The organism is Streptosporangium sp. NPDC049248, from assembly GCF_040678965.1.
GTDB classification, from domain to species: domain Bacteria; phylum Actinomycetota; class Actinomycetes; order Streptosporangiales; family Streptosporangiaceae; genus Streptosporangium; species Streptosporangium fukuiense.
Genome location: NZ_JBFAQY010000040.1, coordinates 38,328 through 62,850, shown reverse-complemented (window position 1 = coordinate 62,850; position 24,523 = coordinate 38,328). Strand labels below are relative to the sequence as shown.

Annotated in this window: 23 protein-coding genes; 11 read left to right on the top strand and 12 right to left on the bottom strand. The window is 70.6% G+C overall.

What is annotated here, in order from left to right; all coding sequences use genetic code 11:
- Nucleotides 1-452: 452 nt before the first annotated feature.
- Complete coding sequence (locus AB0K21_RS41245) at nt 453-689, bottom strand: hypothetical protein (protein WP_364158029.1); 237 nt, start codon at nt 687-689, stop codon at nt 453-455.
- 182 nt (nt 690-871) lie between these two features.
- On the bottom strand, nt 872-1,075 hold the full coding sequence (locus AB0K21_RS41240) for a hypothetical protein (RefSeq protein WP_364158026.1): 204 nt from the start codon (nt 1,073-1,075) through the stop codon (nt 872-874).
- Between the two features lie 471 nt (nt 1,076-1,546).
- Here AB0K21_RS41240 and AB0K21_RS41235 point away from each other — a divergent pair, with 471 nt between their 5' ends.
- Nucleotides 1,547-3,160 (top strand): serine/threonine-protein kinase, encoded by a 1,614-nt coding sequence (locus AB0K21_RS41235; RefSeq protein ID WP_364158024.1) that lies wholly within the window; start codon nt 1,547-1,549, stop codon nt 3,158-3,160.
- A gap of 83 nt (nt 3,161-3,243) precedes the next feature.
- Complete coding sequence (locus AB0K21_RS41230; protein ID WP_364158022.1) at nt 3,244-4,059, top strand: ATP-binding cassette domain-containing protein; 816 nt, start codon at nt 3,244-3,246, stop codon at nt 4,057-4,059.
- A gap of 96 nt (nt 4,060-4,155) precedes the next feature.
- Here AB0K21_RS41230 and AB0K21_RS41225 read toward each other — a convergent pair whose 3' ends face one another.
- A complete protein-coding gene (locus AB0K21_RS41225) occupies nt 4,156-4,443 on the bottom strand; it encodes an HU family DNA-binding protein (protein WP_030909250.1) in 288 nt (95 codons plus the stop codon).
- A 360-nt stretch (nt 4,444-4,803) separates the two neighbouring features.
- The gene (locus AB0K21_RS41220) at nt 4,804-4,977 is read right to left on the bottom strand and encodes a hypothetical protein (RefSeq protein WP_343963096.1); all 174 of its coding nucleotides are present in this window, start codon (nt 4,975-4,977) and stop codon (nt 4,804-4,806) included.
- Nucleotides 4,978-5,140: 163 nt separating this feature from the next.
- Between AB0K21_RS41220 and mihF the strand changes: the two genes are divergently transcribed.
- Nucleotides 5,141-5,449, top strand: coding sequence for an integration host factor, actinobacterial type (gene mihF, locus AB0K21_RS41215; protein ID WP_343963095.1), 309 nt, complete (start codon nt 5,141-5,143; stop codon nt 5,447-5,449).
- Nucleotides 5,450-5,624: 175 nt separating this feature from the next.
- Here the strand turns inward: mihF and aceA are convergent, their stop codons facing one another.
- Nucleotides 5,625-6,917, bottom strand: coding sequence for an isocitrate lyase (gene aceA, locus AB0K21_RS41210; protein WP_030909255.1), 1,293 nt, complete (start codon nt 6,915-6,917; stop codon nt 5,625-5,627).
- Between the two features lie 467 nt (nt 6,918-7,384).
- On the opposite strand from aceA, the gene AB0K21_RS41205 reads away from it, so the two are divergent.
- Nucleotides 7,385-8,821 carry a helix-turn-helix domain-containing protein gene (locus tag AB0K21_RS41205; RefSeq protein ID WP_343963094.1) on the top strand — a complete coding sequence of 479 codons (1,437 nt, stop codon included), beginning with the start codon at nt 7,385-7,387 and terminating at the stop codon, nt 8,819-8,821.
- A 23-nt stretch (nt 8,822-8,844) separates the two neighbouring features.
- Here the strand turns inward: AB0K21_RS41205 and AB0K21_RS41200 are convergent, their stop codons facing one another.
- A complete protein-coding gene (locus AB0K21_RS41200; protein WP_364158017.1) occupies nt 8,845-10,629 on the bottom strand; it encodes a hypothetical protein in 1,785 nt (594 codons plus the stop codon).
- Nucleotides 10,630-10,761: 132 nt separating this feature from the next.
- Between AB0K21_RS41200 and AB0K21_RS41195 the strand changes: the two genes are divergently transcribed.
- Together AB0K21_RS41195 and AB0K21_RS41190 are read left to right on the top strand one after the other, a co-directional pair.
- Nucleotides 10,762-11,712: a glucosyl-3-phosphoglycerate synthase gene (locus tag AB0K21_RS41195; RefSeq protein ID WP_343963092.1), complete on the top strand. Its 951-nt coding sequence runs from the start codon at nt 10,762-10,764 to the stop codon at nt 11,710-11,712.
- Nucleotides 11,713-11,966: 254 nt separating this feature from the next.
- Nucleotides 11,967-13,181, top strand: a complete 1,215-nt coding sequence (locus AB0K21_RS41190) for an acyl-CoA dehydrogenase family protein (protein WP_343963091.1) — start codon at nt 11,967-11,969, stop codon at nt 13,179-13,181.
- A 273-nt stretch (nt 13,182-13,454) separates the two neighbouring features.
- Here the strand turns inward: AB0K21_RS41190 and AB0K21_RS41185 are convergent, their stop codons facing one another.
- From AB0K21_RS41185 to AB0K21_RS41170, 4 genes are all read right to left on the bottom strand, one after another.
- A complete protein-coding gene (locus AB0K21_RS41185) occupies nt 13,455-14,972 on the bottom strand; it encodes an MFS transporter (RefSeq protein WP_364158012.1) in 1,518 nt (505 codons plus the stop codon).
- Nucleotides 14,969-15,601: a helix-turn-helix domain-containing protein gene (locus AB0K21_RS41180; RefSeq protein ID WP_343963089.1), complete on the bottom strand. Its 633-nt coding sequence runs from the start codon at nt 15,599-15,601 to the stop codon at nt 14,969-14,971. The genes AB0K21_RS41185 and AB0K21_RS41180 overlap by 4 nt, the downstream gene beginning before the upstream one ends.
- 133 nt (nt 15,602-15,734) lie before the next feature.
- The gene (locus AB0K21_RS41175; RefSeq protein WP_343963088.1) at nt 15,735-17,363 is read right to left on the bottom strand and encodes an FAD-dependent oxidoreductase; all 1,629 of its coding nucleotides are present in this window, start codon (nt 17,361-17,363) and stop codon (nt 15,735-15,737) included.
- Nucleotides 17,364-17,508: 145 nt separating this feature from the next.
- The gene (locus tag AB0K21_RS41170; RefSeq protein ID WP_343963087.1) at nt 17,509-18,264 is read right to left on the bottom strand and encodes a glucose 1-dehydrogenase; all 756 of its coding nucleotides are present in this window, start codon (nt 18,262-18,264) and stop codon (nt 17,509-17,511) included.
- Nucleotides 18,265-18,476: 212 nt separating this feature from the next.
- Between AB0K21_RS41170 and AB0K21_RS41165 the strand changes: the two genes are divergently transcribed.
- Complete coding sequence (locus tag AB0K21_RS41165; protein ID WP_364158007.1) at nt 18,477-19,052, top strand: helix-turn-helix domain-containing protein; 576 nt, start codon at nt 18,477-18,479, stop codon at nt 19,050-19,052.
- Nucleotides 19,053-19,210: 158 nt separating this feature from the next.
- Here the strand turns inward: AB0K21_RS41165 and AB0K21_RS41160 are convergent, their stop codons facing one another.
- Nucleotides 19,211-19,897: a class I SAM-dependent methyltransferase gene (locus tag AB0K21_RS41160; protein ID WP_343963085.1), complete on the bottom strand. Its 687-nt coding sequence runs from the start codon at nt 19,895-19,897 to the stop codon at nt 19,211-19,213.
- Between the two features lie 319 nt (nt 19,898-20,216).
- On the opposite strand from AB0K21_RS41160, the gene AB0K21_RS41155 reads away from it, so the two are divergent.
- The 4 genes from AB0K21_RS41155 (at nt 20,217) to AB0K21_RS41140 (ending at nt 23,891) form a co-directional block, all read left to right on the top strand.
- On the top strand, nt 20,217-20,849 hold the full coding sequence (locus tag AB0K21_RS41155) for a GntR family transcriptional regulator (RefSeq protein WP_343963084.1): 633 nt from the start codon (nt 20,217-20,219) through the stop codon (nt 20,847-20,849).
- Entirely contained in the window at nt 20,846-22,042 is a 1,197-nt protein-coding gene (locus AB0K21_RS41150) for a CoA transferase (RefSeq protein WP_343963083.1), read from the top strand. Before AB0K21_RS41155 ends, AB0K21_RS41150 begins: the two co-directional genes overlap by 4 nt.
- Nucleotides 22,043-22,152: 110 nt before the next feature.
- Nucleotides 22,153-22,773, top strand: a complete 621-nt coding sequence (locus AB0K21_RS41145) for an isochorismatase family protein (RefSeq protein WP_343963082.1) — start codon at nt 22,153-22,155, stop codon at nt 22,771-22,773.
- Between the two features lie 215 nt (nt 22,774-22,988).
- The gene (locus AB0K21_RS41140; protein ID WP_343963081.1) at nt 22,989-23,891 is read left to right on the top strand and encodes an alpha/beta hydrolase; all 903 of its coding nucleotides are present in this window, start codon (nt 22,989-22,991) and stop codon (nt 23,889-23,891) included.
- Here AB0K21_RS41140 and AB0K21_RS41135 read toward each other — a convergent pair.
- Nucleotides 23,870-24,505, bottom strand: a complete 636-nt coding sequence (locus tag AB0K21_RS41135) for a LuxR C-terminal-related transcriptional regulator (protein WP_343963080.1) — start codon at nt 24,503-24,505, stop codon at nt 23,870-23,872. The two genes, AB0K21_RS41140 and AB0K21_RS41135, sit on opposite strands and share 22 nt — an antisense overlap.
- Nucleotides 24,506-24,523 lie beyond the last annotated feature (18 nt).

The following is a 24,523-nucleotide window of genomic DNA, read 5'->3' as shown; positions in this document are numbered from 1 at the left end:
CCGACTCCATCATCTCGTAGGTCACCCGGCCGAATAGCAGGGCATCGGCTCGCTCCATCTCAGCGGTCCAGTAACGCATCGACTCCTCGTCCGGGGGGAGCCCTGCCTCGTGATGGCAGCAGCCGTCGAGCGTGACGTTGATCGAGTATCGAAGTGGTCTCATCTCGTTGCTCTCCCTTGATGCGCGCAGCGCGTTTTCACCGGACGTCTACTTAGACGACTGTCGGCGCCATTTCTCATCGGCGCCCGATCCCACCTGCTCAACACCGTCGTGATGCGAACCAGACCGCAGACCGAGCGCGTGACCGATTCGGGCGCTCGGGGCGTTCAGGTTCGCAACGGGTCTCGAAGCGCCCTGCGAGACCTACTGCCCCTCCACGACATCCTCGCCAAACAGCCACCGCCCGGCCACCCAGACAGCCCGGAGTGACGTCAAAACTCACCGACATTGATCAAGGAATCGGCCCCCAACCGCCTTTCGAAGTCAGCGACAAACGCCTCCCGAAGAACCCGACACAGCCAGCATCACCGAAGGCAGGGTTCAGGCCATCGTGACCGACCTGCAGCAGGCGGGCTTTCTCACACGTGAGCGCGTTGGTCGGCGCAACCGCTATGAACTTCATCTCGACCAGCACTTTCACGAGGCTGGGCTGCCCGTCGGTCTGCTGATCGCCATCTTCACCAGGCACGACTTGGGACCGCACTCGGACCGGCCGTCCTCAGCCGAATAGCCGCGTCGGAGTCACCAGGTGGCACATCGCTCGCATGATCAACAGCGACGGCGAGGTTCAGCAACGCCCTCTCAGGATCCTGCTTGACGCGCATCCCCGCCGACCTCAGCACTGCCGCGTACGCGCCGAGCTGCCCGCCGCTATCGGCTGGGGCCGGTGAAAGCCACAGCGAAAGGCTGACCGATCTCTCCGCCCTTCACCACGAACCCGTCCCGGTCCTCGCCGAACTCCGAAAGACCCGCCCGGCGCAACACATCACGGACCTGCTCGGCATCGCGGTCGCGCTCACTCCACAACGGCCTATGCTCCCGGCCGTATCCAAACTTCGGCTCGTCGCCACTCATGATCTCAACGTAGATGACCAGGGGCAGCAGTCCAGGGCCTGAGCAGATGCACCTGTCTTTCGAACCGCACGGAGTGCGCTTCCTCTCGCCGCCAAAGCCGCGACGTGCGGAAACAGGCCCATCGAACGCATCCGAACGGAAAGTCACGGTAGGACGGTCTGATCCATTCCACTAACGGGACTTTTCGTTCGGATGCTCGTCATGCCCCGGCGCAGTCCGGTTCCGCGGTCGCCTGAGCGCGCCGGAGCGGCGGATCCGCCGCTTTCGGGGTCTGGTGCCCGTCCGGCCGCGCGGGCCCTTCCCGCCGGTCACGCCGTCCCGTCCAGGCTCAAAGGCATCCTGCGCACCACGGATTTCTTACCCCCGGGGATCATTCGCCTTACCTCTCATATCCCTTCTGGCCTGTCGGCAGCGAAGGGCGCCTGAAGCCCGTCACAGTGTGCTTGCCGTAGCCCGCGCACGAGAGGCTCAATGAGGATGGCACGTGGGGGAACAGGTCCCAGGAGCGGCATTCCGGCCGGTGTGCGGCCGCTGACCGTCGGGGACCCGGTCATCATCGGCCGTTATCTTCTGCTCGGCCGCCTCGGAACGGGCGGCATGGGGATCGTCTATCTGGCCGAACACCCGCGGGGCGGAGTGGTGGCGATCAAGACTCCGCACCCGATGCACCTCAACGATGCCACGCTCCGCGCCCGTTTCGCCGAGGAAGTGAGATTCTCCCGGAGAGTGGTGCCTTTCTGTACCGCCGCGGTCATCGAGGACGGCACGGACAAGGACCGCCCCTACCTGGTGTCGGAGTACGTTCCGGGCCCCGCACTCTCCCAGGTGGTCTCCACGCACGGCCCGCTCACCCCCGACCTGGCCTACGGGGTCGCCCTGGGGGTGGCCGCCGCGCTGGTCGCGGTGCACGAGGCCGGGCTGGTCCACCGGGATCTGAAACCGGGCAACGTGCTGCTGTCGGACACCGGTCCGCGTGTGATCGACTTCGGTATCGCCAGGGACATCGACGTTCTCGCCGCGCACACGCAGGCGGGGCAGGTCATGGGCAGTCCCGGCTGGGTCGCCCCGGAGCGGCTCACCGGCGGGCTCGCGCTGCCCGCCTCCGACATCTTCGCGTGGGGTTGCCTGGTGGCCTACGCGGCCTGCGGCCACCATCCCTTCGGCACGGGTGAGGCGGACGTGCTGACCCGGCGCATCATGGTCGAGCCGCCGAGGCTGGCCTCGGTGCCCGCGCTGCTGCGCCCGGTCGTCGAGGCCTCCCTGGCCAAGGACCCCGCCGACCGGCCGGGGGCCGCGGACCTGCTCGGCGCGCTGCTCGCCGCGGGTGGTGTGGGCGACCCGTGGGACCTGCGCGAGGCGGTCGCGGAGGTGCTGGCGGAGATCTGGACCCCGGTGCCCCACGCGCCGGGGGCTGGGAGGGTGCGGCTCGCGACGCCGCCCTCGTTCCACGACGAGCCCTCGGTCCCGGTGGAGATCCCCGCCAGGGCTTCGCGCAGGGCCAGGCCGGGCAGGGGGGCGCACCTGTCGCAGGCCGGCTTCGCGGCGTTGGCCACGGTCTCCATGGCGGCGGTCACCGTGGCCGCCGCGGCCGGTGGCGGCGGGATCGGTTCCGGCGCCGGCTCGGGCATGCCCGAGCCGGCGCCGCTGGTCCTGCCCGCCGACGGCACGCCCTCCGGTTCGGTCTTCCGCGCCGGTACCCGGCCGCCCGCGGGCAGGCCACGGACGGTCCTTCCGGCCACTCCCGCCACGGTCCAGATCACCACCACCAGGACTGTCTCGCTGCCCATCACCGGCCATGACGGTCATGACGGCCACGACGGTCGTGAGGATCCGGTGCCGGAGCGTCCGCGGGGCTCGGGCGGCTCGCCCGGCGACGGTGACGACCGGCAGGACTGCGCGGACGCGACCGCGAAGGGCAGGGGGAGGAACCGGGACTGCCAGACGGCCTCCAGCAGCCCCAGGCCCTCCTTCACCCAGATCCCGCAGACCGGTGACGGGGAGAGCCCGTCTCCGACGCCCACCGCTCCCGCTCCCTCGGGGACGACGATCACCCCCATGCCCAGCCCTTCCGTACAGATGGGCTGAATGACCTGTTCAGACGATTTATCAGGAAATATCGCTGGATCGGTTAAAGTGAGCGCCGCGAATCGAGGCGAAGGGGGAGACCGATGGGCGAGCCTGTGCCCGGTGCGGTGGAGCTGAGCGGTGTCGGGGTCCGGGTGGTCGGCCGGACCCTGCTGGACGGCATCGGCTGGCGGGTCGGGTACGGAGAGCACTGGGTGGTGCTGGGCCCCAACGGGGCCGGCAAGACCACGCTGCTGTCACTGGCCGCCGCCGTCCGGCATCCCACCGAGGGGGCCGTCACCGTGCTCGGCCAGCGGCTGGGCCGGGTCGACCTGCGGGAGTTGCGCCGCCACATCGGCCTCGTCGCGGCCAGCCAGCGGCTCGTCGACGAAGAACTGCTGGAGGAGGAGGGGGCCACCGCGCACACCGTGGTCCTGACCGGCTACACCGGGTCCAGCGTCCCGCTCTGGGACCGCTACGGACCCGCCGAGCACGAGCGCGCCCACCGTCTGCTGGCGGACATGGGCTGCAAGGACCTCGCCGACCGGCTCTTTCGCGTCTGCTCCCAGGGCGAGCGGGCTCGCGTCCGTGTCGCCAGAGCCCTGATGGCCGACCCGGTGATCCTGCTGCTGGACGAGCCGTTCGCCGGGCTCGACCTGCCCGCCAGAGAGGACCTGATCACCGCCGTGGAGGACCTGGCGACGACCCGCCCGGTGCTGACCACGGTCACCGTCACCCACCACCTGGAGGAGGTCCCGGCCACCACGACCCACGCTCTGCTGATGCGCGACGCCCGGATCCAGGCGGGTGGTCCGGTGGCGGAGATCCTGACCGCGGAGAACCTTTCGGAGTGCTTCGGGCGGCCGCTGCGCGTCGACCACCTCGATGGCCGCTGGTCCGCCCGCGCGGTACGCGGCTGAGGGTCGCGCGATCGCCTCGTCCACCTCGGCGGCGGAGGCGTGAGGGGCCGGGCGGCCTGCGATGGTGAGCTGTCCGAAAGGCCACGCCCGGGATGGTCAGTCCTTCTTGCGCTGGCGGATCAGGCCCATGAACCCCGGGCTGGGCTTGAACTTCGCCGTCCAGGTCTCCGCGATCTCCAATGGCTCGCCGGTCTGCGGGTTGCGTCCGGTCCGTGCGGGTTTGTGGACGATCTCGAAGGATCCGAACCCGGGGATCGCCACCTTGTCCTCGGCCGCCACCGCGGTCTGGATCGTCCCCAGGATCGCATCGAGAGCCGCGGCCGTCTGCCGTCGGGTGAGCCCGGCCTCGGCGGCGGCCTTCTCGATCAGCTCGCGCTTGTTCATCACATCTCCTTGAGCGTGGAGACCCCGGGCCTCAAGCCGTGGGGAGGAGGTCAAGGAGAAAGTTAACGCCATCCCCGCCCGAGGAATCGAGCCCCGTCCTCCATCGGTCGCCGGTGGGACGGGACCCGCCCGGTTCGTGGGGCGGGCCCCGTCCCCGTTCAGCGGTCGGGCTGGGCGGCCAGCCGTTCCGCCTCGGTGTGCAGTGCCTCGACGAGGATGAGCTCCAGGCGGAGATCTTCGTCAACGAGGCCGACCAGAACATCCATCGAGCCTCCCTGACCAGTCTGACGCCCCAGTGGCCGCAGAAGTTGACAGCCGTACCGAACTGGACTCGGTCGTGGTCCGATCCTGAGCGTTCGCCTACGCGGGGGCGAGCTCCGCCAGATCGACGTGCTCTCCGACCTCGCGGATGTTCATGCAGTACGCCACGAGAACCCGCCGCCCGTCGATCCGGCGGGTGACCAGCAGACAGGGGCCGTCGTGAACCACGATGGCCTCAACCTCTATGCCCTGAGGGCTTCGCCAGATACCCATGAGCCCGAGGCTACGGAGGGCCGGGTAAGGGCGGGGTAACCAAACGGGCATATCGTGATGCACAGTACGGGTCCTGTGGATCTATCCGTAGGCTCTCCGATGATTAACCCAGCCGCTTTGGGTAACAGGACGCTGGAATTACCGTCATCAGGGAGAAAACACCATGGCTTTGCCCAAGCTCACCCCCGAACAGCGTCAGGCCGCCCTGGTCAAGGCCGCCGAGACCCGTACGGCCCGTGCCAAGCTTCTCGCCGAGGTCAAGAACGGTGCTCTCAGCCTGGAGCAGCTGCTTGGCCGCGAGGACGACATCGCCAAGCGCATCAAGGTCTCCCAGGCTCTCCGGGCGCTGCCCGGAGTCGGAACGGTCAAGGCCGCGCAGCTGATGGCGCAGGCCGACGTGGACGAGGCACGCAGGCTGGGCGGTCTCGGCGCCCAGCAGCGCCGCAAGCTCATCGAGGCCGTCGGCCACTGAGGCGACCGCCCCCGCGTGGTCGCCTCAGGGCGCGCCACGGGTACGGGAAGGCCCCGCCGCACGGATTAGGGGGAGATCCGTACGGCGGGGCCTCGGTCGACGACCTGGTCGTCGTGCTCGCCCGGGGAACCGTTCCATGCCCCGGAAGTCGTCTGGGCGAGCGCGGTCCGGAGAGTCAGTGAGCCTCTGCGAACTGCTCCTCCTCCGTCGACCCCTTCAGGGCCGTGGTGGAGGAGTCCGGCGCGATGGCCGTGCTGACCAGGTCGAAGTATCCGGTGCCGACCTCGCGCTGGTGGCGGGTGGCGGTGTAGCCGCGTGCCTCGGCGGCGAACTCGGCCTCCTGGAGCTGGACGTAGGAGGTCATGCCGTCCTCGGCGTAGCCCCTGGCGAGGTCGAACATGGAGTGGTTCAGCGAGTGGAAGCCCGCCAGCGTGATGAACTGGAACTTGTAGCCCATGTGGCCGAGTTCGCGCTGGAACTTGGCGATGGTGGAGTCGTCCAGGTGCTTCTTCCAGTTGAACGAGGGCGAGCAGTTGTAGGACAGCATCTGGTCGGGGTACTCGGCTTTGATGGCCTCGGCGAACTCGCGGGCCACGTCCAGGTCCGGGGTGGAGGTCTCCATCCAGAGCAGGTCGGAGTGGGGCGCGTAGGCCAGGCCGCGGGCGATGCAGGCGTCCACGCCGTTGCGGACCCGGTAGAAGCCCTCCGCGGTGCGGTCGCCGGTGGTGAACGCCTGGTCACGGGGGTCGACGTCGGTGGTCAGGAGCGTCGCGGCCTGGGCGTCGGTCCGCGCGATGACCAGGGTCGGCACACCCAGCACGTCCGCGGCCAGGCGGGCGGCGCTGAGGGTCTTGATGTGCTGGCCGGTGGGGATGAGCACCTTGCCGCCCAGGTGGCCGCACTTCTTCTCCGAGGCGAGCTGGTCTTCCCAGTGCACGCCCGCGGCACCCGCGGCGATCATGCCCTTCATCAGCTCGAAGGCGTTCAGCACGCCGCCGAAGCCGGCCTCCGCGTCGGCCACGATCGGCGCCAGCCAGTGCGGCGCGTCCTGGTCGCCCTCCGACCAGGTGATCTGGTCGGCGCGCAGCAGCGCGTTGTTGATCCGGCGGACCACGGCCGGGACCGAGTTGGCCGGGTAGAGGCTCTGGTCGGGGTAGGTCTGCGCGCCGAGGTTGGCGTCGGCGGCGACCTGCCAGCCTGACAGGTAGATCGCCTTCAGACCGGCCTTGACCTGCTGCACTGCCTGGTTGCCGGTCAGCGCGCCAAGGGCGTGCACGTAGTCCTCGGTGTTCAGCAGGTCCCACAGCCGCTCGGCGCCGAGCCGGGCGAGAGTGTGCTCCTCCTGGACGGACCCTCTGAGTCGAACCACGTCCTCGGCCGTGTACGTCCGCTCGGTGCCCTTCCAGCGAGGGTTGGTCTCCCACTCGCGCCGCAGCTCGTCTGCGGCTCCCTTGAGGCGATCACTCATGGTGTAACTCCTTTTCGTCCCCTGGGTGCCTTAGTCCGAGTGTGTGCCCCGACAAAACGGTCGAACAAGGCCGACTCCAACGAAAGAATGAAGATTCTTCCTTTATCATCAATACTCATCGGTATTCAGATGGGAAGAACTTCATAGTTTTCGCTATGGACTAGACCAATTCCGGTAGTGCGCTTTGCGGCTTGCCGGTCGTGGGGCGCCGGAGGCCGAGGCTCCGGAATCCGGCCCCACGGTCACCGTCGGTCACCATCGGTCACACCGTCACCTCGGCGCCGGTCTCCGCGGTGCCCCCAAGGCCGCGGCGGCGCCCCGCCTCCTCCGTCCCACGGGGCAGATCGGAATTCCCGGCGTGGGTGCGGCGACGTTCTCCCAGGTGGCGCGTGGGGCTGTGAAATTTCCTAGGAAATTTCGTTTAGCATCGTGCTATGGCATCTTTGGTGGGTGAAGAACCGCTTTCCTTGACGCAGGAGCTCGATCTCATCGCGTTCGGCCAGCGTCTCAGGCACTTGCGCAAGCAGCGCGGCCTCACCCTGTCCGACCTGGGCGAACGGGTGAACCGGGCGCCCAGCCAGCTCTCCCTGCTGGAGAACGGCAAGCGCGAACCGAAGTTGTCGCTGCTGAAGTCCCTGGCCGCCGCGCTCGGCGTGCCGATCGAGGAACTACTGCGCAGGCAGGCCCCCAACCGGCGGGCGCAGCTGGAGATGGCCCTGGAGGAGGCGCAGCGCGACCCCCTGTACGCCGGGCTCGGCCTGGCCAGGCTGAAGGTCTCCGCGCGTGTCCCCAACGACGTGCTCGAACACATCCTCGGCCTCTACGGGGAGTTGCGCTCACGCCAGGCCAAGGGCACCGCCACCCCCGAGGAGGCCCGTGCCGCGAACGCCGAGCTCCGCCGCAAGCAGCGTGAACAGGGCAACTACTTCGCGGAGATCGAGCGGGCCGCCGCCGAGGCGCTCGCCGCGGTCGGCTACCGTTCCGGAGCGCTGTCGCAGAGCACGGTGCAGGCGCTGGTCAGCCACTTCGGCTACACCGTGCAGACGGTCCAGGATCTGCCGCGCACCGTGCGCTCCATCTCCGACCTGCGCAACCGGCGCATCTACGTCAAGCACGAGCAGGTCGGCATGCACACCCCCCGCACGATCCTGCTGCAGACCCTGGGCCACCTCTCCCTCGGGCACCACAAGCCCCGCGACTTCGCGGACTTCCTGCGCCAGCGGACCGAGGCCAACTACTTCGCCGCCGCCATCCTGGTGCCCGAGACGGCCGCCGTGCCGTACCTGAGGGAGGCCAAGAAGGACCGGGCGCTGAGCGTGGAGGACCTGCGCGACGTGTTCGCCGTCTCCTACGAGATGGCCGCGCACCGCTTCACCAACCTGGCCACCCACTTCCTCGACCTGAGCTGCCACTTCGTCCGCAACAACGCCGGCGGGATCATCTACAAGGCGTACGAGAACGACGGCATCGTCTTTCCCGCCGACGAGCAGGGGGCGATCGAGGGCCAGCGCATGTGCCTGCAGTGGTCCGGGCGCCAGGTCTTCCTGTCTCCCGACCGCTTCTCCGTCTACTACCAGTACTCGGACTCGCCCACCGGCACCTACTTCTGCGTCGCCCACGTCGACCCGTCGCGCGAGCGTGACTTCGCCATCACCCTCGGTGTCCCGTACCGGGAGTCACGCTGGTTTCGCGGGCGCGAGACCGTCAATCGCACCAAGTCGGACTGCCCCAACGGCGACTGCTGCCGCCGCCCGCCCGCCGAGCTGACCCAGCGCTGGGAGGGATACGCCTGGCCCTCGGCCCGGGGCAACTCCCACATCCTGGCCGCGCTGCCGCCCGGATCCTTCCCCGGCGTCGACGAGGCCGACGTCTACACCTTCCTGGAGCGCCACGCCATCCACTGAGCACGCGGTCCGGGCCCGGTGGCTCACTCCGCGGGCGGGGGCGTCCGGCGCAGCGTCAGGGACGGGTGGCCGTGGAACCGGTAGGCGCCCGCGCTGTCGGGGGCCTGAGCGCGCATGGACCGCAGCACCTCGGCCGGGGGCTCACCGCTGAGGCAGCGCCGGTAGAACTCCCGGGCCAGGCCCCCGCCGACCGGCCAGAGCGGCTCGACGACCCCGCTCGCGCCGGCGAGCAGGAACGCCTGGGCGTCCCCCGGTTCCTCCAGGAAGACGAACGGGGCGCCGGCCAGGTCACGGCCCAGCGCCTCGGCCGCGGATCCGCCGGCCGTGAGGTGGACGACGTCCGGCCCCTGGCCGAGCACGCCCAGGACGTCGCCGAGCGCGGAGGAGACCTGCGTGGCGCCGTACTCGGTCACCAGCGGGTGCGCCTGCGCCTCGTCGTACACCACCGCGACATGATCCGCCCGCGCGCTCACCGGGGGCGGCAGCTCGGGGCGCCGGCCACCGAGGGGCCAGCGGCCGGTCACCGCCTGGCAGTTCAGATAGCGGGGGAGCGAGGGGTCGTACGGATGCTCCAGCACGGCCAGCTCCCAGGGCACGTGCGGCTCCTGGGAGAGGATCAGCACGCTCGGGCGGCGCGGTGCCACCCGGCCGGCCACCGCGTTCAGCAGTTCCCAGAACCCCCTGGGCACGCGCGAGCCGACCTTCCGTCCCAGCTCCTCGGAGAGGCGACCCTGCCCGGTCAGCTGCCGGCCGAACTCCGAGGCCCGCATGCCGAGGTCGCAGAGCTCGGCCCGGTCGGGGGTGACGAAGTGCGGCGACCGGTAGGTCCACCACAGCCGTCCCGGCTCGTCACCGTGGACGATGGCCACCGTGACGTCCGCCGGCTCGCCCACGAGGGCCGGACGGATCCGGGTGCCGGCGACCGGCTCGGGCGGCTCCTCCCGGCCGAGCCTGCCGGGCGAGCCGTGCAGCGTGATCGAGCGCAGGCCGAACCCGACCACCTGGCCGCGCACCGAACAGATCGCCTGGATCTGCCGGGCGACCTCGGGCTCCTGCTGCGCGAGGGCGACGAGGCTGACCGTCGCGCGGGGGTAGGGCGACGCCGCGTCGACGCGCAGCCGTACCTGCCACCCGCCCGGTGCGTCGAAGCCCTCGGCGACGAGCTGGATGTCCAGCTCGACCGGCTCGCGCGGTGCCGCGCCGCCGTCCTGCCCCCGGCCCGGGGCGACGCCGATCGACACCTCCGTGCCCCAGCCCGAGACCGACTCGGTGGGCGCCTCGATCAGCGGGATCCCCTCCCACTCGGACTCGGGCGCCGGGGCGGGCGAGTCCCCGCGCCGCCTGCGAAAGGCCCCGGTCAGCCGGCCGAGCATCGAGGAGCCTCGGCTCCCGGCGGGCGGCGCCGGCGGTGCCTGCGGGGAGGGTGCCCGCGGTGTCTCGGACGGCGGCGCCTGGTCGGGGCGCATCCAGTCGAGACTCATGGCACCTGTGGGGGGCGGATCGTGGTATCCGCTGCCGTACCCGGCCCCGCCCAGATCCTGCGGGCCCGTGTCGGTGGGCACGGGGACCGCCTGTGCGGCGGCGAGGCCGTGCTCCAGGTTCAGCAGCGCGGAGAGCCGGTTCCAGGCCGGGCCGTACTGGGCGATCAGCATGACGATCGCGTCGGCCAGTTGCCCCGGAGGCCGGCTGCCGGCCTCGGCCAGCAGCGGATCCAGCCGGTCGCGAAGCTCCGCGGAGGCACCACCCATCAAGCTGTCGAGTTCGTCGCGGACGGCGCGTGCCGCCCGCAGCACGGCTACCGGGTCCATGCCTTCCCCTCCTCATGCCGGACTGGACTGATCTTCCCACCCGTGCGGTGGGGACGGGAGCCGGTACTTGCGCGGAATCAGCGCCACATAAGGTGATACCCGTAAGTACCGAGGTGATGGGAAGGGTGGGCTGTGCTGCCTGAGGTCGAGGCATGGCTACGCGAGCGCACCTCATCCTCGGGCGACTGGTCGCTGCCGGAGCTGCTGAGAGCCAAGGGTGAGACGACGATCAGTGTCGTGCTGCCCGCGCGCGATGAGGAGGAGACGGTCGGGGAGATCGTCACCGCGATCCGCCGCGACCTGATGGAGGCCGCGCCGCTCGTCGACGAGCTCGTGGTCATCGACTCCCGCTCCGTCGACGACACCGCGGTGCGCGCCGCGCGCGCCGGAGCGACGGTGATCGCGCAGGACGAGGTCCTGCCCGACCTCAAACCGCTGGACGGCAAGGGCGAGGCGCTCTGGAAGTCCCTCGCCGCCACCTCCGGTGACCTGCTCGTGTTCATCGACGCCGACCTGCGCGAGTTCCGCACCTCCTTCGTGACCGGGTTGCTCGGCCCGCTGCTCGCCGACGAGGCGGTGGTCTACGTCAAGGGCTGCTACGACCGGCCCCTGCAGAACGTGCAGAGCGGTGGCGGCCGGGTCACCGAGCTCGTCGCGCGTCCCCTGCTCAACCTGCACTGGCCGCTGCTGGCCGGATTCGTGCAACCCCTCGCCGGGGAGTACGCCGGGCGCAGGTCCGTGCTGGAGAGCGTGCCCTTCGTCACCGGTTACGGTGTGGAGCTCGGCCTGCTGATCGACCTGCTCGACCTCGCCGGGCTGGACGCCCTGGCCCAGGTCGACCTGGGCCGCCGGGTCCACTCCCACCAGTCGACGGAGGCGCTCGGCGGGATGGCCGCCCAGATCCTGCAGACCTCCTGGTCGCGCCTGGAGCGCCAGAACATGATGGTCTCCCTGCACAGCCCCTCGCCCCGCCTGGCCCAGTTCCGCCGGGGCGCGAGCGGCCACCAGGTGAGCGTCCGGGACGTCGCCGTCGCCGAACGCCCGCCGATGATCACTGTTCCCGCCTACCGCGCCGCTCGCTGACCACGTCGCGCGGGCGTGATCCCGGGCGGCGTACGGAGCCCGCGATGCTCGGGAGTGCGCGGCCCGGTGGCATTCCCGCACGGCGGTGAGCCGGGCCTCGGGAAGGCCGGCGGCGGTGAAGGAGATCTCGGAAAGCGGGGCCGCTCGCCGGTCGTTGCCGCAGAAGGGGCGGTCCTGCGGTTGCGCGGAGCGGTCCGTCCGCCGGTAAAGTTTGGGTGTTACCGTTGGTAACGCACGCTGAGGAGGCACGGACGATGAGCGAGAGCGGCTTCTGCCCGGAGCTGAGTGACGACGTGCGCGAGGTGCGTGACTGGGTGCACGACTTCGCCCGCTCGGTGGTCCGCCCGGCCGGTGCCGAATGGGACGAGCGCGAGGAGACCCCCTGGCCGATCATCCAGGAGGCCGCCAAGATCGGGCTCTACTCCCTCGACTTCTTCGCCCAGCAGTGGTTCGAGCCGAGCGGGCTCGGCCTGACCGTGGCCTTCGAGGAGCTCTTCTGGGGAGACGCGGGCATCGGCCTGTCCATCGTCGGCACCGGCCTCGCCGCCGCGGCCCTGTCGGCCAGTGGTACCCCCGAGCAGCTGGGCGAGTGGCTCCCGCAGATGTTCGGCACCCCCTCGGAGGTCAGGCTCGGGGCGTTCTGCGCCTCCGAGCCCGAGGCCGGCTCCGATGTGGGCGCCATCCGCACCCGCGCCGTCCTCTCGGGCGGCGACTGGATCCTCAACGGTGTGAAGACCTGGGCCACCAACGGCGGCATCGCCGACGTCCACGTCGTCGTCGCCTCCGTCGACCCCTCCCTGGGCGCCCGCGGCCAGGCGTCCTTCGTCGTCCCGGCCGGCACCCCCGGCCTGTCGATGGGCCAGAAGTTCAAGAAACACGGCATCCGTGCCTCCCACACCGCCGAGGTCGTCCTGGACAACGTGCGCGTGCCGGGGGCCTGCCTGCTCGGCGGCAGGGAGAAGCTCGACGCCAGGCTCGCCCGCGTCCGCTCCGGCGAGCGGGCCGGAGAGCAGGGCGCGATGCGGACCTTCGAGACCACCCGCCCCTCGGTGGCGGCGATGGCCGTCGGCATCGCCCGCGCCGGATACGAGTACGCCCGCGACTACGCCCGCGAGCGCGAGCAGTTCGGCCGCAGGATCGGTGAGAACCAGGCCATCGCCTTCCTGCTGGCCGACATGGCCACCCGCGTCGACATCGCCCGTCTGATGACCTGGCGTGCCGCCTGGATGGCCCGCAACAACCGCACCTTCGGCCAGGCCGAGGGCTCCATGTCCAAGCTGGTCGCCGGCGAGACCGCGGTCTGGGTCACCGACCAGGCCATCCAGATCCTCGGCGGAGCCGGCTACACCCGCGACCACCCGGTCGAGCGCTTCCACCGCGATGCCAAGATCTACACCATCTTCGAGGGGACGAGTGAGATCCAGCGCCTGATCATCGGTCGCGCCGTGACCGGCCTGCCCGTTCGCTGAAGATGCCGGTTTCCGCTGAGAGGCGTTGAGGGATGGGGGACAGCGCGACGGTGGCGGCGACCACGCCGGTACGTCAACGGCGCCCAGATCGCCCAGATCACGCTGACCGCCGACCCGTACGGCGGCGGCGTCCTGCGCGTCGGCGGTAACAGCGTCTGGGGCGAATCCACGATCTCGCCCGGACCGCCGCGCAACTCCGCTCCGTCCGGCGGTGCCTGCCTTGCGGGCCGGAGCGTCAACACCGTTCGACCCCTGGTCGGCGGTGTGTGGCGATCAGTTGTGCCCGGCGGTGACGTCGAGGTCGCGCGGGACGAGCCACCAGACGGCGAGCGCGGCGGCGAGCATGAGCACGCCCCCGGCCAGCCCGGTCATCTCCAACGACAAGGTGAACGCCGCCTTGGCCTGCTGGGCCAAGTGCCTCCCCGTGGCTCCGGCCTGGCGGGCGACCTCGATCGCGGCGGCCAGCGACTCGCGGGCGGCATCACCCGCGGTGGCCGGCAACGCCTCCCGGTACACGGCGGCGGCGACGCTGCCAAGCACCGCGACGCCGAGTACGCCGCCCAGCTCGTAGCTGGTCTCCTCGATCGCGGCGGCGCTGCCCGCCTTCTCTGGAGGCGCACCCGCCATGATGACCGCCGAGGCGATCGCCAGCGAGCCCATACCCAGCCCGATCAGCAGCAGCGACACGGCGATCCACGGATAGGTGGCGGGCGCGGCGTACAGCACGCCGAATCCCAGCCCGGACACCACCAGCCCTCCGGCCAGCACCGGGCGGGTCCCGAGGCGCACCGCCAGCGAGGGCGCCAGCGGCGAGAGCACCAGCGCGCCCAGCGCGGTCGGCAGCAGCCGCACGCCGGTCTCCAGCGGGGAGTAGCCGCCTACGAGCTGCATCCACTGCGCCATCAGCAACATCATCGCCGCCATCGCGATCGACGTGCTCAGCGCGGCGATCGTGCCCGCGGTGAACGGCCGGCTGCGAAACAGGCGAACCTCCAGCAGCGGATCGGAGCGTTTCAGGCAACGCCGGACGAACCAGGTGAGAGTCACCACGGCGAGGCCGAGGGTGACCCACGGGCCGATGTCGGCCGGACCCTCCTTACCGAACTGCTTGATCGAGTAGACCAGGGCGACCATCCCGGTGATCGACAGTGCCGTGGCGAACACGTCCCAGCGGCCCGGGCGCGGGTTGCGTGACTCGGGGAGCAGGAAGAGGCCGGCGACGATCGCCGCCGTCATCACCGGAACGTTCACCAGGAACGCCGCGTGCCAGCTGAAGTGCTCCAGCAGCAGCCCGCCCAGGATCGGCCCGAGCGCGCCGCCCAGGGCGGCCATCGCGGCCCAGACGCCCAGCGCGGTCGCCCGCTCCCTGGGTTCGGTGAACAGGGTGCGGATCATCGACAGTGTGGAGGGCATGATCATGGCGCCGCCGACGCCGAGCATCGCCCGCACCGCGATCACTTCGCCGGGTGAGTCGGCCCAGAGCACCGCCGTGGAGGCCAGTCCGAACAGTGCGAAGCCGGTGAGCAACATCTTCTTGCGGCCCCACCGGTCGCCGAGTGCACTCACCGTGACCAGCAGACCGGACAGCACCAGCGCGTAGACATCCACCATCCACAGCAACTCGACCGCGCCGGGGCGCAGGTCGGCCGAGATCGCGGGCAGGGCGACATTGAGGATGGTCATGTCCATGACGACCAGCAGCAGGCTCGCCGACAGTACCGCCAGCCCGGCCCAGCGCCGCCGCCGCGACACACCGGGCTCCGTCGACGGTGCGTAGGAGGTGCGCGTCATGCCCTCCTCCCGCCCTGCGGGCCATGTTCCCCGGCACTGCCCTGCGAATCATCTCCGCCATGGTGAGGATCGTGCTCGCCGGCGCCGCGGAAGAAGGTCTCGTGCAGCATCCCGGGAAGGTCGCGCCGGGCGACGTCGCCCCGGTTCAGGCTTTCCCGTACGGCGAGCAGCAGGCCGTACACCGTGTTGCTGATCCACCGCACCGGCAGGTCGGTCCGCAGGACCCCGGCGCGCTGGGCCGCCTGGTAGAGCAGGATCTCCCTGCCCTCCAGCTCATCACCGCGTTCCCGTAGTTCGGGCACCGACATCACCAGGTCGGTGAGCGCGAAGTTGTACTCCTCGGCCTCGTCGATCAGCCCACTCAGCATCTCCCGCAGAGCGGTGGTGATCACTACCGGTTCCGCGGAGCGGGCGGCCTGCTCGATCCCGGCCCTGTCCTGGGCCTCCTCCCATCGATCCAGCGCGCGGTGGCCGAGCGCGAGCAGCAACTCTTCTCGACCGCTGAAGTGCCGATGCAAGGTGGCGCGGCTCACTCCGGTCGCCTCGGCGATGTCGGCCATCGAGGCGGCAGGGTCGTGGTTGAGGTGCTGGATCGCGGCGACGATGATCTGATCGCGACTCACAGCCATCAGTCAACTCCGTATCTTTTGCGACATTTATGTCTTAAACGATACCTCGTTGTCTGAAAGCCTCACGTCGCCGGCTGCCGGCATTGTCCGCGCGCCGGTGGCCGCCGCCGTGTTCGGGGTCGTGGTGCCCAGGTCAGCGGGATGTGGCGTGCCGTGCGGCGCGGTAGCCGAAGACGACGGCGGGGGCGATGGTCGAGCCGGGGCCGGGGTAGGTGCGGCCCATGACCGAGGCGGTGGTGTTGCCCGCGGCGTACAGGCCCGGTATGGCCGAGCCGTTCTCGCGCAGGACGCGGGCGTGCTCGTCGGTGAGCAGGCCGCCCTTGGTGCCCAGGTCGCCGGGGTAGACGCGGACCGCGCGGAAGGGGCCCTTCTCCAGGGGGCCGAGGTTGGGGTTGGGCTTGACCCGCGGGTCTCCGTAGTAGTTGTCGTAGACGGTACGGCCACGGTCGAAGTCCTCGTCGACGCCGGTGCGGGCGAAGCCGTTGAAGCGCCCGACGGTGGCGCGCAGCCGTGCGGGATCGATGCCGATCTTCGCGGCCAGCGACTCCATGGTGGGGGCCTCAACGAGGAGGCCGGCGCGGCTCCACTTCCTGGCCTGCCCGATCAGGGCGGAGTTCAGGTAGCGCCGCGTGTGCCGGACATCGGTGATCATCCACATCGGGCCGGTCACGTCGTGACTCAGCATGGCGTGCCCGACGTCGATGTAGGACGCCGACTCGTTGGTGAAGCGCTCGCCGTTCGCGTCCACGATGATCGAGAAGGGGAAGGACCGCTCCGAGACGAGGAAGCGGGCCGTGCCGTCGGGGCCGACCAGGGACGCGCCCCACCAGGCGTCGTCCATGAGTTCCAGCGCGCCGCCCGCCCGGGCGCCCAGCTCGATGGCGGTGCCCAGATCGCCTTCCGGGGCGGAGGAGTAGCCGGGGACGCCGTGATGCCTCAGACGCCACTCGGTATTGTTCGCGAAGCCTCCGGCGGCCAGGACGACGCCGTGCCGGGCGCGGATCCGCCGCTGCCGACCGTCTTTTTCGACCACCGCGCCCACCACGCCGTCGTCCTCCAGGATCAGGTCGACGAGCGGTGCGGAGAGCCAGACGGGGGTCTGCTGGGTGCGGACGATGTGCATGAGCGAGCAGGCGAGTGCGCCGCCGATGCCGACCGGGCGCTTTCCGCCGGCGAAGGCGCCGAGTGAGCGGAAGACGAAGCGTGCGCCGCGGACGAAGCCGCCGGGGGTGGACCAGGCGCGGGCCAGCAACCACACGTCGTCGGTCATGAGCGGGAGCGGGATGCTGTCCTTGGCGCGGGAGGTGGCGTACCAGTCGCCGAGCAGCTTGGTGTCGAAGGCCGCGACCTCGATCGAGCGACCCACCTTGCCGCCCGGCCGGTCCGGATAGTAGTCGGGGTAGTCGGGGGATCTCCTCCACCTGACGCCCCGGCGGCCGAGGAAGGTCACGACCTCGGGAACGGTCTGGAGAAAGGCCGTCCTGCGCTCGTGCGAGGAGGCCGGTCCGGCGTCGCCGATGACGTCGTTCATGTACCGGAGGGCCTCCTCGGCGGAGTCCCGGGCACCGGCCCGGATCATGAGCGGGTTGGCCGGCATCCACAGCCCGCCTCCGGAGACCGAGGTGGTGCCACCCCATCTCGGGGTGCTCTCCACCATCAGGACGTCCATCCCGCGGTCGGCCGCCGCGATGGCCGCGGTCAGGCCCGCCGCGCCCGAGCCCACGACGAGTACGTCGACGAGGTTGTCCCACTGATCTGTCATCGTGACTTCCTTCGGATTGCGGGCGACGGCTCTGTCGGTGAACTCCCACAGAACCGGACAGTTGCGTCCGGTTGAGGTCGTAGTCTCTGCGATGAGTGCTCGCCGAGTCAACAGAGATGCCGGTGCGCGGACGGGCCGGTATGTCTCAGGCCGCGGACCAGCCGCCGTCCACCGGCACGATCGCGCCGTTCACGAACGAGGCGGCGTCCGAGGCCAGGAAGAGGGCGGCGTCGGCCATCTGCTCGGGCTGGGCCATCCGCTCGCCGAGTGCGAGCACGGGGCCGAGCCGGGCGGTGCCCGTCGGATCGAAGGTCGTGTTCGTGGCGATGCCGGTCATGGTGGGGCCGGGCAGGATGGCGTTGCAGCGGATGCCGTCCTTGGCGTACGCCCAGGCCAGGCTGCGGGTCAGGCCGACGACGCCGTGCTTGGACGCGGTGTAGGCCGCGCCGGCCGCGCCGCCGCGGATGCCGGCCTCGGAGGCGGTGTTGACGATCGCGCCGCCGCCCTGGCGCAGCATGTGCGGCAGGACGGCGTGGGTGACCAGGAAGGTGCCGGTCAGGTTGACGCGCAGCACCCGCTCCCACAACTCGACCGGTATGTCGGCGGGCAGGGCCATGGTGTCCACGATGCCGGCGTTGTTGCACAGTACGTCGACGCGTCCGTACGTGCTGATCGCCGTCTCGACCAGCGCGGCGACCGACGCCTCGTCGGAGATGTCGGCGGTGACGGGGACGGCGGCGTCTCCGATGTCGGAGGCGGTTCGCCTGGCGCTGTCGGGGTCGATGTCGCAGACCACGAGGCGGGCGCCGGCCTTGGCGAAGGCGACGGCCATCGCCCTGCCGATCCCGGAGCCCGCGCCGGTGATGAGGGCGACGCGGTCGTCGAAGGTGCCGGTGGTCAAGGGGGCGTCCTTTCGGTGGGGGCGGCGGTGGTGCCAGGGCTCCGGCGGTGCGGCCCGGGGTCAAGGCGGTGCTGTTGCCGTGGTGGTCGTGTCGCGCCGAATCGCGACGGCCGAGCATGCCCCGCCGTACCTGTGGCGGGGGACCGGCGTCATGATTCATGGCACTTCCGGAAATAACCGGACTATATCGTCCGGTTGCTAACATAGCCGCTGTGACTGTCACGCGTCGACCCAACAGAGGACCCGGTGCGGCGGCGGAGAACCGGGCGGCGCTGATAGCGGCCGCCCGCGAGGTCTTCGCCGACGCCGGATACGACGCACCGCTCACCACGGTCGCCCGCGTGGCCGGAGTCGGCCAGGGAAGCCTCTACCGGCATTTTCCGGACCGCGTCAGCCTCGCGCTGGCCGTGTTCGAGGACAGTGTCGCCGACTTGGAGGCGCTGGCCGCCGAACCCGGCACCACCCTTGCCGACATGCTGGCTCTGCTCACCGAGCAGACCATCGCCTCGACCGCGTTCATCGACATGGTCAGCGTGCCCTCGGCCGGTGATCTCCGCGTCGTCGAAGTGCGCGACCGGGTGGCCGGCCTGCTGGCCGGCACGCTCGCCGAGGCCCGGCGCGCCGGTCGGCTCCGCGAGGACGTCACCGCCGATGACCTGGTACTGGCCGTCGGCATGCTCGCCGGGCTGCTCGCCAGGCTCCCGGCCGCCGAGCGGCGCACGACCGCCGAGCGGGTGTGGGCGCTGCTCCGCCACGGAATCGAGCCCCGGCCCGTCTCCGGCGGATGAGCGCCGCACGGTTCGCGGACGGGCCGGGGCAAGGGTGAGACGGGGGCTCTCCCCGGACGGGCTCGCGACGACCGCTTCGGTGAGGCGGCGGCCTGGTGCCCGGTGTCACCGGCGGGCCGCTGCCGGCTCTGCTCCGGCCGTTCGGGAAGAGGCGGGTGTCACAGAGGTGTGGCGCGTACCCACCCGCGGTCGCCGTCCAAAAAACCGGAAACGGTCAGGCCCGCCTGGTTGAGTTCGTGTTCCAGGCGGTCGTCGTCGAGGCGGTGGCTGACGAAGGTCTGGGTCCAGCGCCGCTCGCCGATGGTGTACTCCATGGTGGCGTCGAGCAGGCCGGGGGCGGGGCGGCTGACCCGCGTCATGCTGACGGTGTGACCGGGGCCGGCGTCGCGTTCGAACGGCTGGACGGTGTCGTACCACTCGGGGGGTTGGCGCTGCAGGATGACGCAGCCGTCGGCGGAGACGTGCGCGCCGCAGGTGCGCAGGAACGCGGCGCGCAGGTCGTCGTCGGCGGTTTCGATGACGAACGACATCAGCAGCACGAGGTCGAAGGTTCTGGGCAGGGCCAGGGTCTGGATGGGGGAGCACACGGTCTCGGCGCCGCGGATGTGGGCGAGCATCTCGGGCGACTCGTCGACCGCGACGACCTCGTGCCCGAGTTCCAGCAGGCGGTGGGTGATCCGGCCCACGCCCGCGCCGAGCTCGAGGATGCTCGCCCCGGCCGGGATCGCGTCGTGGACGAGTTCGGGTTCGCCCCTGGGGGTGAGGGTGGTGTAGTACTCGACCGAGCAGCCGTCCGGGGTGATCGGTCCAGGGCCTGTGCCTTGGTAGAGCCGTCGTGGAGTCATGATCTCCATTCTGTGCGGCGGCGTGCCGGGACGCGGGCGGAGAGAACGGAGTGGTGGCCTTCGGGCGACGTCCGTTCCCCGGCCCGGCCCGGCCCGGCCGTCCGTCGTCGACGGCGTCACATGGCGAAGCTCGGCGGTGCGTCGTCCGGCCGCGTTCACCGGGGGCGACCGCGGGAGTGCGGGGCCGATCTCCGGCTCGGTCCGCCGGGGAAGCCGTTGTTCTCGATCACCGTACCGACACTTCTCAAGTTGTATGCAAAATCTTGTCATTTTCCTCCCCAAGTGCCATTCTTGGGGAATATTCGGTAAGGGTGTATACATGTCGACAGTCGATAGCCTGCGTAGCCTGATCCTCAACGGTCACTACGAGCCGGGCGACCACCTCGGTGAGGTCGAGCTGGCCGAGGCGCTGGGCGTCAGCCGGACCCCGGTCCGCGACGCGCTGCGGCGGTTGCAGGCCGAGGGGCTGGTCGAGATCACGGCCAACAAGGGCGCCAGAGTCGTGGTGTACCCCCGCGCCGACCTAGAGACGATCTTCGAGCTGCGCGCCAGGATCGAAGGACTGGCCGTCCGGCAGGCGGCGGCCGTCGCGACGGAGCAGGACATCGCGCGCCTGCACGAGCTGGCGGTGACCCTCGCCGAGCACGCGGAGCGCCGCGACGTCGAGGCGGTCTACCGCCTCAACGCCGACTTCCACCAGGCACTGGTCAGGCTCGGCGGCAGTCAGGTGCTCGCCCAGTCGATCAGCTCGCTGGTCCACTCGCCCGTGTTGCTGCGCACCTACGGAGCCTTCGACTCCGAGGCCATGCGCCGCAGCGTCAACCATCACATCGAGATCGTGGCGGCCGTACGCGCCGGAGACCCCGAATGGGCGGAGGCCGTGATGCGCGCCCACCTGTTCTCCGCCCGCGCGTCCCTGCTCGGTCCCCGTCGTCAGGAGAACAAGACGTGAGAGGCCTTCCGCTCGGAGACATCCGGGTCGTCGAACTCGGCCAGCTGCTCGCCGGGCCGTTCTGCGGCCAGCTGCTCGGCGACTTCGGCGCCGAGATCATCAAGGTGGAGGACCCCGGCAGGGGCGACCCCATGCGCCAGTGGGGCCGGGAGAAGCCGTACGGCCAGTCGCTGTGGTGGCCGGTCGTGGCCCGCAACAAGAAGTCGGTCACCTGCGACCTGCGCACCCCCGAGGGGCAGGACCTGGTCATCAGGCTCGTGGAGCGGGCGGACGTGCTGCTGGAGAACTTCCGGCCCGGCACCCTGGAGCGCTGGGGCATGTCCCCGGCCCGGTTGCACGAGATCAATCCCCGCCTGGTCATCACCCGGGTGACCGGGTTCGGCCAGAGCGGCCCCTACGCCCCCCGAGCCGGATACGGCTCGATCGGCGAGGCCATGGGCGGCATCCGCCACGTCACCGGCGACCCCGACCGGCCGCCGGCGCGTGCCGGCATCTCGCTGGGCGACTCCCTGGCCGCCACCCACGCCTGTGTCGGCACGCTCGTCGCGCTGCACGAGCGCGAGCGCAGCGGCAGGGGCCAGGTCGTCGACTCGGCGATCTACGAGGCGGTGCTCGCCATGATGGAGTCGATGGTGCCCGAATGGCAGCAGGCCGGCTACCAGCGTGAGCGCACCGGCACCGTGCTGCCCAACGTCTCGCCCAGCAACGTCTACCCGACCAAGGACGGCGACACCATCCTCGTCGCCGCCAACCAGGACAGCGTCTTCACCCGCCTGGCGACCCTGATGGGCCGGCCCGAGCTGGCCGCCGACGAGCGCTACGCCACCCACGGCGCGCGCGGCGCGAACATGGCCGAGCTTGACGAGATCATCGCGGCCTGGACCGCGGGGATCCCCGCGGAGGAGTTGCTCCGGTCGCTGCACGAGGGCGGTGTCCCGGCCGGGCGGGTCTACACGGCCAAGGACATGTTCGCCGATCCGCACTTCGCCGCCCGTGAGGCCATCGTCCGCGTCCCGCACCCGGACTTCGGCGAGCTGGCCATGCAGAACGTGGTCCCCAAGCTCTCCGACACCCCCGGAAGCGTGCGCAGCGCCGGGCCCGCGCTCGGGCAGCACAACGAAGAGGTCTACCGCGGGCTTCTCGGCCTGACGGAGGCGGAGTTCACCGGCCTGTCGGCCGCCGGAGTCATCTGACACCAAAAGGAGCCCCCCCCAATGCCCCACCAGCCCACCGTCCGCGTTCTCACGCCCGAGGAACCTCTCGCGCACCGCGCGGCGGGTGCCCGCCGGCTCCGGAGCCGCGTGTGATCAGGGACCACGACGAGGTGTACGGGCGTTCCCTGCCCTTCGGGGAGCGTCCGGCGCTGATCCTCATCGACCTGATGCGCGCCTACTTCGAACCGGGCGCCGAGCTCTACATGGGTTCGCGCGACTGCCTGGACTCGGCCGCGCGGGTCCTGGCCGCCGCCCGTTCGGCGGGCGTTCCAGTGATCCACACCAGGGTCGCCTTCGGCCCCGGCGGCGTCGACGGCGGCCTGTTCTTCCGCAAGGTGGCCCCGTTGCGCCACCTGGTGGACGGTGGCGGGCCGCTCGGCGAGCTGATGCCGGAGGTCGCGCCCGGGCCGGGGGAGACGGTGATCGTCAAGCAGTACGCGAGCGCCTTCTTCGGTACGGTGCTGGCCTCGACGCTCAACGCGCTGCGGGTGGACACGCTCGTCATCGCGGGCGTGTCCACCAGCGGCTGCGTGCGCGCCACCGCCGTCGACGGGATACAGCACGGGTTCGTGCCGGTCGTGGTGCGGCAGGCGGTCGGGGACCGCGACCCCCGGCCGCACGAGGCGAACCTGTTCGACATCCAGGCCAAGTACGGCGAGGTGTGGGACGAGGCGGCGGTGCTGGAACGGTTCGGTCCGCCGACCGTATGAGGATCACCCACCCGGCCGGGTCCGCGGCCTGTCCGTACGTGGGGACCGGCCGCCGGTCCCCACGTACGGGCGGGCCGTCCTGCGACGACCTCGCGGACGTGTTCCCTGGACCCTTTTGGCATTTGCCTAGTCCGGATCTCTCACTGTTGCCATAGGAGAATCGAAGTTTCCAAAATTCAGGTAACAACCCCCCGCGTGAAAGCTGGTGAAGCATCATGCGCTCCTGGACGATCAGGGTCTGTGCGATCCTCCTGATCCCCTTCCTGTTCCTCACGGCCGCCCCCGCCCTCGCCGCCGACCTGTCCGCCCCGGGCTCCCACCCGGTCGGCTACTCCGACGTCAGCGTCTCGGCCTCCGGTCGCTCGTTCAGTGCCCGGGTCTACTACCCCGCGACCTCGGCGGGAAGCAACACGGCCGTCGCGGCCGGGCAGTTCCCCGTGGTGGCCTTCGGCCACGGGTTCTTTCAGAGCATCAGCAAGTACGCCTCTCTGGGCGGCCACTGGGCCTCCTGGGGCGTGATCACGGTCATGCCGACCTCGCAGGGCGGCCTGCTCCCCAGTCACAGCGCCTTCGCCGATGACCTGAACGCCGCGCTGACCTGGATGGTGGCGCAGAACACCGTCGCCGGGTCGCGGTTCAACGCCCACGTGCGTACCGACCGGCTGGGGCTGTCGGGGCACTCGATGGGCGGCGGCGCCAGCGTGCTGGCCGCCGCGCGCAACCCGGCGGTGCGGACGGTGACGAACCTGGCCGCGGCCGAGACCAACCCCTCGGCCGTGGCCGCCGCGGCCACCACGGCGGTTCCCATGCAGTTGGTCGCCGGTGCGGGCGACACCGTCGCGGGCCCGTCGGGTCACCAGATCCCCATCTACAACGCCAAGCTCGCTCCCAAGCAGCTGCGCACGATCGCCGGTGGTTTCCACTGCGGCTTCACCGACTCCGGCGGCCTCGGCTGCGACAGCGGTTCGATCACCCGGGCCGCCCAGCAGACGATCACCCGCCGGGTGACCACCGCCTGGCTGCTGTACTACCTCCGAGACGACGCCGCCCAGTACGACGCGGTCTGGGGCACGGCCGCACAGACCGACCCGGACGTTCAGTTCCTCGGCGTCCGGTAGCGGGCCTCCGGCGCACCCGCCTCGGCGGTCCGGGGCGGGTGCAGGGTCGGCGGCCAGATGCCGGGCACGAACAGGCCCAGCACGAAGGCCCGTCCGGCCAGCGCCGATCGGCTTTCCGCGCCGAGCTTGATGCGCAGCTGTACCAGGTGATAGTCCACCGCCTGGCGGGTCAGGTACAACCGCCGGGCGATCTGCGCGTTGGACGCGCCTTCGGTGACCAGTTGCAGCACCGTGCTTTGGAGCGGGCTCAGCGCGGGCGCGGCGGAGGAGATCTCGTCCAGTACGGTCACCACCCGCCAGGGCAGGCCGTCGGTGCGGTGTTCGACGGAGGCGCTGATCCGGGCGCGGATCACGGTGCCGTTCCCGCGGACGAGCCGTATCCGGGTCCGGTAGACGTCGAGCCGACCGAGGGCCAGCATCTGCCAGTAGGGCCGCTGTGTGTCGATCTCGCCGGGTGCGAGCAGTTCTTCGGCCGGGAGGCCGTCCAGCTCCTCGGCGGTGCGGGCCACCGCGGCATGGAAGGCGGGGTTGCTCTCCCTGACCCTGCCGAGCCTGTCCACCGCTGTGATCGGGATCCAGGCGCGCTCGAAATACACCTGGTACCGGCCCTTCATGACCGCACCATAGCTGGT

Bases quoted from the DNA above. Each gene is read 5' to 3' on its own strand.
- AB0K21_RS41155 (WP_343963084.1), top strand. From the start codon at position 20,217: ATGTCGACAGTCGATAGCCTGCGTAGCCTGATCCTCAACGGTCACTAC.
- AB0K21_RS41240 (WP_364158026.1), bottom strand. From the start codon at position 1,075: ATGAGTGGCGACGAGCCGAAGTTTGGATACGGCCGGGAGCATAGGCCG.
- AB0K21_RS41200 (WP_364158017.1), bottom strand. From the start codon at position 10,629: ATGGACCCGGTAGCCGTGCTGCGGGCGGCACGCGCCGTCCGCGACGAA.
- AB0K21_RS41185 (WP_364158012.1), bottom strand. From the start codon at position 14,972: ATGACGCGCACCTCCTACGCACCGTCGACGGAGCCCGGTGTGTCGCGG.
- AB0K21_RS41230 (WP_364158022.1), top strand. From the start codon at position 3,244: ATGGGCGAGCCTGTGCCCGGTGCGGTGGAGCTGAGCGGTGTCGGGGTC.
- AB0K21_RS41140 (WP_343963081.1), top strand. From the start codon at position 22,989: ATGCGCTCCTGGACGATCAGGGTCTGTGCGATCCTCCTGATCCCCTTC.
- AB0K21_RS41160 (WP_343963085.1), bottom strand. From the start codon at position 19,897: ATGACTCCACGACGGCTCTACCAAGGCACAGGCCCTGGACCGATCACC.
- AB0K21_RS41180 (WP_343963089.1), bottom strand. From the start codon at position 15,601: ATGGCTGTGAGTCGCGATCAGATCATCGTCGCCGCGATCCAGCACCTC.
- AB0K21_RS41220 (WP_343963096.1), bottom strand. From the start codon at position 4,977: ATGGGTATCTGGCGAAGCCCTCAGGGCATAGAGGTTGAGGCCATCGTG.
- AB0K21_RS41190 (WP_343963091.1), top strand. From the start codon at position 11,967: ATGAGCGAGAGCGGCTTCTGCCCGGAGCTGAGTGACGACGTGCGCGAG.
- AB0K21_RS41175 (WP_343963088.1), bottom strand. From the start codon at position 17,363: ATGACAGATCAGTGGGACAACCTCGTCGACGTACTCGTCGTGGGCTCG.
- AB0K21_RS41235 (WP_364158024.1), top strand. From the start codon at position 1,547: ATGAGGATGGCACGTGGGGGAACAGGTCCCAGGAGCGGCATTCCGGCC.
- mihF (WP_343963095.1), top strand. From the start codon at position 5,141: ATGGCTTTGCCCAAGCTCACCCCCGAACAGCGTCAGGCCGCCCTGGTC.
- AB0K21_RS41135 (WP_343963080.1), bottom strand. From the start codon at position 24,505: ATGAAGGGCCGGTACCAGGTGTATTTCGAGCGCGCCTGGATCCCGATC.
- aceA (WP_030909255.1), bottom strand. From the start codon at position 6,917: ATGAGTGATCGCCTCAAGGGAGCCGCAGACGAGCTGCGGCGCGAGTGG.
- AB0K21_RS41225 (WP_030909250.1), bottom strand. From the start codon at position 4,443: ATGAACAAGCGCGAGCTGATCGAGAAGGCCGCCGCCGAGGCCGGGCTC.